We start from the raw sequence: 7,773 nt of genomic DNA, 5'->3' as shown, positions 1-7,773 counted from the left end.
CCGGCCGCCCACACCGCCAGGTGGCCGCCGGCCGAATGGCCCAGCCCCACCACCCGCTCGAGCGCGAATCCGGATTCCTCCGAAACGTCGGCGAGCCGGTCGATGCCGGAGGCAACGTCGTCGAACGTCTCCGGCCAGCCGCCGCCGTTGCCCGCGCGCCGGTATTCGATATTCCAGCAGACCCAGCCACGGCCGGCGAGGTCCCGGGCCAGCGGGCGTCCGAGCTCGGCACCGTAGGCAGCGCGCCAGTACCCGCCGTGGATGATGACGACGACGGCGGTATGCCGCCGCAGGGCGGGCACGTACAGTTCGGCGTACTGGCTGGGATCCGGTCCGTAGCTGTGCCGGGTACACTCCATCCCTGCACTGTAGCCGTGCGCTGCTACGGCGCGCCGTTGGAGACGCTGTCCTCCACCTCGTCCGAGCCTTCCGCGCTGCCCTCCCCGGACATCCCCGCCACGGTGGTCCCCCGATGGTGCAGGGTCCACGGCGCCGGCACCAGGCGCCCGGCGGCGGAGGCGCGCCCCTCGAGCCGGTCGATCAGCAGGTCCACCACGGTGCCCACCAGCGGCTCCGGTCCCACCGAGGTCAGCGGAGGTTCGGAGTGGTGTCCCAAATCCGAGGTGTCCACGCCGATGATCTCCATCTCCTCCGGGATCCGGAGTCCGGCCGCGGTCGCGGAGCCGGAGACGCACAGGGCCTCCAGGTCGGCCGTGGTGAAGAACGCCGTGGGCGGATCGGCCAGCTTCAGCAGCCTGCCGGTCTCCTCGTAGGATTCACGCCAGGACCCGTGCGTTGCACGTACCAGGTTCTCGTCCAGTTCTGCGCCGAGGTCGGCCATCGCCTGCCGGAACAGCCCCAGCCGGGTACCGCGGCGACCTGGAGCCGGTCCGCCCCGGTGCAGCACGGCGATGCGGCGGTGCCTGGCGGCAAGATACGCGGCCGCCTCGGCGATGCCGGCCTCCGCGTCGACCGACAGCACGTCGAAGCCGTCAGGCTGCAGGAACTGTGACACGACCACCTGCGCCACGCCCCGGTCGGCGAGATCGCGCAGGGTGTGGTCTTCCTCGGGCGTTTCGGTGCTGAAGCCCAGGATGGCCCCGTCCGCGCCGCCGGAGAGCATGAAGTTCCGCCACGCCTCCTGGCCGAGCAGGACCACCACCCGGTAGCCGTGCTCCGGCAGCACGCGGTTGGCGACCTCCGCCAATTGCCGGTCCCAGGCCGAATCCAGGTTTTCCACCACGACGGCCACAGTGTCCGTCCGCCCGCGGCGCATGCCCCGGGCGGCGTGGTTGGGCACATAGCCCAGCGACTTGGCCGCCTCTATGACCCGGGCCTTGGTCGGCTCGCTGATTCTCGTTGAACCCCCGTGCCGGCCGGACAAGACGTATGAGACCGTTGCCAGCGAGACGCCGGCCCGCTCGGCGACGTCGCGAATAGTCGGCTTAAATGAACTCCCCATGATGCAGTTCTGCCTTCTTCCCCAAGAATCATCCCCCGAAACTTCCCCCCAGAAGTTCCCCTGGGTAAAGACTAACGATTCATCGGCAGAATGATAGGGGTAGGGTCAAAATTTTTGAGCGGCAGCTCCGCGGGTCAGGCCTCGAGTTGGGGGATTTCGACGACGACATCCGACGGCTTCTTGTCCGGCCGGAAGCCGCGCCAGACCGGGTGGCGGAGCTTTCCGGATCCGGTGCGTTCGCTGAATTGAACCTCGCCGACCAGCGCGGGCCGCACCCAGTTCGCGTCGGAGGCGTCCGCCGAGGGCACGCCCTCCAGCGGCGGCGTCTTGCGTGACATCTTCTTCAGCCGTGAACCGATTTCGGCCAGTTCTCGTTCCGTCAGGCCGGATCCGACGCGGCCGAGGTAGCTCAGCTCCACGCCGTCGGGCACGGCCACCAGCAGCGAGCCGACCTTGCGGGCCCGCGAGCCCTTGCCCGGCCGCCAGCCCACGATGACCACTTCCTGCGTCAGCTGGTTCTTGATCTTGATCCAACTCCTCGTCCGTTGGCCCGGCGCGTAGTTGCTGTCCGTGCGCTTGGCGATAATGCCTTCCAGGCCGACCTCCCGGCTGGCCGCGACCGCTTCGGCCACGCTGGCATCCAGCTCCGGCGGGACCTGGATATGTCCGTCGTCCGGGGTTTCTACCGCTTCCTTAAGGATTTCCCGCCGTTGGGAGTATTCCAGCCCAAGTGTTGGTGTTCCGTCCAATTCCAGCAAATCGAAGAGGAAGTAATCCACCGGGTATTTCGCGGCAGCGCGCTCGATATCCGCTTTCCTGGTGAGGTTCATGCGGTTCTGCAGGCGGCCGAAGTCCGGCCGACCCTTGGCATCGAGCGCGACGATCTCGCCGTCCAGCACCGCGGTTTGGGCCAGGACGTGATCGGGCAGGTCCGCCAGTTCCGGGTAGGTCTTGGTCATGTCGATGCCGTTGCGGCTGACCAGCCGCACGGCGCCGTCGGCAACGACGGCGACGGCCCGGATGCCGTCCCACTTCATTTCGTAGGCCCAGCCCTCATCCTCGTCGATGGAGGCCTCGGTGCCCTGCACGGCCAGCATCGGTTTCACCGCTTGCGGCGCCCCGGCGTCCTGCGGTGCGGACCCGGCGTCCTGCGGTGCGGAGCCGTTGTCCTCCACAGGGGCCGTGGTGCCGGCCGCCCGCCTGGTGCGCCCGGACCCGCTGCCATCCGCCGACCGGGCAGCAGGACGCGGCTGGTCCTTCATCAGGTGCATCAGCCAATTGTCCTTGCCGTCCTCGCCGCCGGTGTGGATCAGGGCGTAGCGCCGCGGACCGGGGGGCCCGCCGTCGTTCGCCAGGCCGCCGTCGGGACGCCCATGCAGCACAATGATGACTTCCTTGCCGTCGCGCCACTTCTCCACTTCGTAGGTGCCGCTGTCCCAGATGGTCATCACCCCGGCGCCGTATTCGCCCTTGGGGATGGTGCCCTCGAAGGTGGCGTATTCCATGGGGTGGTCCTCGGTGTGGACGGCCAGGTGGTTTTTACCGGTCGTGACCGGCGGTCCCTTGGGCACGGCCCAGGACACCATAACCCCGTCATGCTCCAGCCGGACGTCGTAGTGCAGCCGGCGTGCGTGGTGCTCCTGGATGACGAAAACCGGTTCGTCGTCCGGGTCCCGCCGCTCGATCACCGCAGGCACCGGCTCGGGCGTGCGGTCCGGGTCGCGCATCGAACGGTACCTGCTGAGCCGGTCCGGCCCCGGCTCCGGCTGGTCCGGGCGCTTGTTCCCGGCCGAACCGTTCCGCCCGCTGCTTGTGCCGCGCGCGCCGCCGTCGTTCTCCGCGGCCCCGCGGCTCCCGTCGTCGCTTTTGCCGGCGTCCGGTTCCGCGGCCTCCTGCAGGGACTGCTCGTCCGCGATGCCGCCCGCCATGCCGGCCAGCGGGTCGCCGATCTCCCTCACGCGCTCCAGCACCTGCCTGAAGTCCAGGTGAGCCAGGTCCGGGTCTTCCAGCTCGGCCCAGGTTCGGGGTACCGCCACGGTGGGGTGCGGCCGGCCGCGCAGCGAATACGGGGCAATCGTGGTCTTGGCCCAGTTGTTCTGGCTCCAGTCGACCAGCACCTTGCCCGTGCGCAACGACTTCTTCATGTCGCTGACCACGAGGTTTGGATGGTCGGCCTCCAGCAGGCGGGCCAGCTCGTGCGCCACCTGGCTGACGTCCTCCGAGGTCTGCTTGCCGTCCAGCCCGGCGTAAAGGTGGATGCCCTTCGAACCGGAGGTTACCGGCCGCGGGTCGAGCCCCATCCCCTCCAGAATGTCCTTGATCAGGAAGGCCACTTCGACACACTCCGCCAGCCCGGCCCCTTCCCCCGGGTCCAGGTCCAGCACCATCCGGTCGGGATTGTTGATCGTGCCGCGCGGGCCGAACTTCCACTGCGGAACATGGATTTCCAGGGCGGCAATCTGCGCCAGCCACGTCAGGGTGGCCCGGTCGTTCACCAGCGGGTACACGTTGACGTTGCTCTTGTGCTCGATGGTGTGCCGCATGACCCAGTCCGGCGCGGACTTGTCCAGGTTCTTCTGGAAAAACACCTGCCCCGGTTCCTCCGCCGTGCCGACGCCGTGGACCCAGCGTTTCCGCGTCACCGGCCGGTCCGCCGCATGCGGAACCAGGAACTCGGCGATCTCCGAATAGTAGGCGATCACCTCCGCCTTGGTGGTCCCGGTTTCCGGGTACAGCACCTTGTCCAAATTCGTCAGCCTGAGCCGGCGCCCGTCGACGGCTACGGTCTCCTTTTGGCTGGTTTTCTGGCTGGAGTTCTGGCTGGCCATACCGCCAGTCTGTCCGCCGCGTGGCCGCTTGGCTAGGGCCTCGCCTCTGGCTTTGTACCGCCCGCGGGTGTTCACTAGTGGCATGAGAGCCATCTGGAAAGGCGCGGTGGCGTTCGGACTGGTCAACGTGCCGGTCAAGCTCTACAGCGCCACCGAAGACCACGACGTGAGCCTGCACCAGGTCCATGACAAGGACGGCGGGCGCATCCGCTACCAGCGCCGGTGCGAGGTTTGCGGCAAGACCGTCGACTACCAGAACATCGACAAGGCGTACGACGACGGTGAGCACACCGTGGTGATCACCGACGAGGATTTCAAGTCCCTGCCGGTCGAAAAGAGCCGCGAGATCGAAGTCGTCGAGTTCGTCCCGAGCGACCAGATCGATCCGATCATGTTCGACCGCAGCTACTATCTGGAACCGGATTCGAAGTCGACCAAGGCCTACGTCCTGCTCCGGCGGACCCTGGAAGAGACGGACCGCACGGCCATCGTGCAGTTCGCGCTGCGGCAGAAGACCCGGCTGGCGGCGCTGCGGGTCCGCGGCAAGGTCCTGATGCTGCAGACCCTGCTGTGGGAGGACGAGGTGCGGGAGGCCAGTTTCCCGTCGCTGGAAGAAACCGTGCGGATCTCCGCGAAAGAGAAGGAGATGTCCGCCGCGCTGGTGGAGTCCTTCTCCTCCGACTTCACGCCCGCTGACTACACCGACGAGTACCAGGAACAGCTGCGGACCCTGATTGAGGCGAAGCTGGAGCAGGGCGAGGCGCTGGATACGGCCAAGACCTTCGGCACGGACGAAGAGGAAGAAGGCGGCAAGGTCCTGGACCTGATGGAGGCGCTGCGCCGCAGCGTCGAGAAGAACCGGGAGGCCAAGTCTTCCGCCGGCTCCCCGTCCAAGAAGAAGTCAGGCTCCAAATCCGAGGCATCCAAGGGCGCCTGACGAAGCCGGTAAGCGGACGACGGCGGGGCGGGGCCCCAACGGCCGGGACCGCCCGCCGCGGGGCTACTGCCGGTAGTTTTCCACTTCCCCGACCGGCCGGGTCTCCGCCTCGCCCGGGTCCTCGCCCGCCCTGCGCTTGGCCCGCCGCTGGCGCAGCAAATCCCAGCACTGGTCCAGCTGCTCCTCCAGGCGGCGCAGCTCGTCGGCGCGGGCGGCGGCCTTGTCCGGCTCCTCCGGCGCGGAGTCGCGCAGTTGTTGCTCCTTCTCGACCAACGCGCTGATGTACTTCTGGATGTCCTGGTCCATGGCACGCCCCTCCCGGCGGTAGTCACCTCAGGCTACTTCGCACGCCAGCCGCGGGCTAGGGCCGCCGCCTCCTCAACGGATTGCGTTCTGTGGTTGACTTCCTGCAGGGCAATCCCGGTGACGGGCGACGTGGAGGAACAGAAGACTCATGGCATATGGCGAGCTCGATACCTCGTCCGGGGTACCCCTGTATCGGCAGATCAGGGAAATCCTGCGCAGGGAAATAGCCGAGGGGATCGCTGATCCCCGGAAGCCAATGACCGAGGCGCAGTTGCTCAGCCGGTTCGAGGTCAGCCGGGCGCCCATCCGGCAGGCACTCCAGGAGCTTGCCAGCGAGGGATACATCTACCGGAAACAAGGCAAGGGGACGTTCCCGGTCATCGGCACCAGGGTGCAGCGGCCGGCCGACGTGCGCTCGGGCGCCCTGTACCAATACCTCGCCGAGAGCGGACTGCATCCGACGGGGAATGTCGCCGGCATCGAGCGGGTGGAACCGCCCGGCCGGATTCGGGACCTGCTGGGACTCGAAGCGCACGAGCGGCTCCTGCATTTCACCCGCCTGATCTCGGTAGAGGATGAGCCTCTCGTCGAAGCCGACGTCTACATTCGGGCGCCCGAGGACTTCAGCCCGACCGCCGCGGAACTGGAACGCGTTGGCTCCGCCTTCGAGCTCCTCAAGAAAGAGTTCGGCATCGCCCACGTCCGCGCCGAGCACGAAGCCTGGGCAACCGCGGCCACCGCCGAACAGGCCGCCACCTTCGGGGTGGGCGTGGGGAGTCCGTTGCTCGTCATCGAGACGGTCTTCTTCACCACGGGTGACCTGCCCGCCGGATGGCGCTCCGCGGTGCACCAGGCAGAGAAATTCAAGTACCGGTTCAGCACCAGCCAGTAGGCGGCGGCTTGCGGGAAATGCACCCCGCCACCACCCACGGCCGTTGATGTTTTTCGCTCGATTGCCTTGACTTTGACAATACATCATGTAAACCTAGTTGACAGGTAATCAAGGTCACACAAGCGGGAGGCCCGCGGCCGTTAGCGGACGCCAGGCCTCTCGATGGACTGCCTCCTTCGTTTACTACCGCCTGCACCGGTTTCGGCGAGGAATGAATCCAGAGGTCGCGGTGCATGATCCTTCCCCGCGTGACGTCTGCCATGGCGTGGCGTCAGACGAAAGGTTGTGCCAATGACGGATACAACGACAACCCCCCACCCGACGGCCAATACCGTTCTTGGCCCCGTTCCCGCCCATGAATTGGGTGTGGTCGCGGTCCACGAGGCCCTGCTCTCGGTGGTCCCGGGAGCCCAGTACGCCCCGGACATGAGCATGGACCGGGCGGAGATCTTCGAGGTCCTGGCCGGAAAGCTGACCGACTTCCGCGAGCACGGCGGCCAGACGATCGTCGACAGCACCGGCATGTTCCACGGCCGCGACGTGAAGCTGTACGAGGCGCTCTCGCGCTCGACCGGCGTGCACATCATCGCCTCCACCGGCATGGGGCCGGAGGAAATGCTCGGCGGCTACTTCCTCACCCCGCAGACCAACCCGCCGACCCCGTGGCCGGCCGAAAAGTTCGCCGACCTCTTCTCGAAGGAAGTCAGCGAGGGAATGGTTGTCCCGCGGGTCGAGCGCCGCGGAGCCGCCGGACTGGTCACCAGCACCGCCACCCGCGAGGGCATGACCCCGACCGACGAGAGCTTGTTCCGCGGGGCGGCCCGGACCGCCCTGGCCACCGGCATCCCGGTCTCCATCCGCTACGGCGCCGACGCCCTGCACGACCTCGACGTCGTCCTGGACGAGGGACTGCCCGCCGGGCGGGTCCTCGTCGGCGGCCTGGACCGCCGGGACGCCGCGGACGCCGGCGCCGCCCTCGAGGTGGCGCGCCGCGGAGCCTTCGTGGGCCTGGACCATGTGGGTCTGGACGACGACGGCGGTTACCTCACCGACCGCGAGCGGGCCGGACTGGTGCTCGAACTGGTCAGGGCCGGCCACGCGGACCAGGTCATCCTCTCGTCCAACGCGATCGGCGTGGCCAAGGGACAGCCGGACTACGACCTGCCCTTCAGCCACGTGCTGGCCACCTTCGTCCCCTTCCTGAAATCACTGGGCCTAAGCGAGGAAGACGCCCGCCGCATCCTGGTGGACAATCCGCGCAACCTGCTGACTGTGCGCTGAGCACCAGCGGCCCGCCATCAACAAGCTTTCGAAACTCCTGAGGTGAAGGAATGACCAAGGTCAACAC

The 7,773-nt window shown here is 67.5% G+C and carries 7 protein-coding genes; 3 read left to right on the top strand and 4 right to left on the bottom strand.

Features of this window, described 5'->3' with window-relative positions; all coding sequences use genetic code 11:
* From AC5RV2_RS12205 to AC5RV2_RS12195, 3 genes are all read right to left on the bottom strand, one after another.
* On the bottom strand, window positions 1-359 hold a 359-nt coding region (locus AC5RV2_RS12205), incomplete at its 3' end, for an alpha/beta hydrolase (protein WP_494092550.1).
* 23 nt (window positions 360-382) lie between these two features.
* Window positions 383-1,462: a LacI family DNA-binding transcriptional regulator gene (locus AC5RV2_RS12200; RefSeq protein WP_494092549.1), complete on the bottom strand. Its 1,080-nt coding sequence runs from the start codon at window positions 1,460-1,462 to the stop codon at window positions 383-385.
* 134 nt (window positions 1,463-1,596) lie between these two features.
* Window positions 1,597-4,290: an ATP-dependent DNA ligase gene (locus AC5RV2_RS12195; protein WP_494092548.1), complete on the bottom strand. Its 2,694-nt coding sequence runs from the start codon at window positions 4,288-4,290 to the stop codon at window positions 1,597-1,599.
* Window positions 4,291-4,372: 82 nt separating this feature from the next.
* On the opposite strand from AC5RV2_RS12195, the gene ku reads away from it, so the two are divergent.
* A complete protein-coding gene (gene ku / locus AC5RV2_RS12190; RefSeq protein ID WP_494092547.1) occupies window positions 4,373-5,227 on the top strand; it encodes a non-homologous end joining protein Ku in 855 nt (284 codons plus the stop codon).
* Between the two features lie 63 nt (window positions 5,228-5,290).
* Here ku and AC5RV2_RS12185 read toward each other — a convergent pair whose 3' ends face one another.
* Window positions 5,291-5,533 (bottom strand): DUF2630 family protein, encoded by a 243-nt coding sequence (locus AC5RV2_RS12185; RefSeq protein ID WP_494092546.1) that lies wholly within the window; start codon window positions 5,531-5,533, stop codon window positions 5,291-5,293.
* 148 nt (window positions 5,534-5,681) lie between these two features.
* Between AC5RV2_RS12185 and AC5RV2_RS12180 the strand changes: the two genes are divergently transcribed.
* Entirely contained in the window at window positions 5,682-6,425 is a 744-nt protein-coding gene (locus tag AC5RV2_RS12180; RefSeq protein ID WP_494092545.1) for a GntR family transcriptional regulator, read from the top strand.
* A gap of 291 nt (window positions 6,426-6,716) precedes the next feature.
* Window positions 6,717-7,706 carry a phosphotriesterase family protein gene (locus tag AC5RV2_RS12175; protein ID WP_494092544.1) on the top strand — a complete coding sequence of 330 codons (990 nt, stop codon included), beginning with the start codon at window positions 6,717-6,719 and terminating at the stop codon, window positions 7,704-7,706.
* Window positions 7,707-7,773: the final 67 nt, after the last annotated feature.

It is taken from the genome of Arthrobacter sp. Y3225116, from assembly GCF_059091245.1.
Note: the sequence above shows the minus strand (reverse complement) of the source record. Positions and strands in the feature narration are given on the sequence as shown.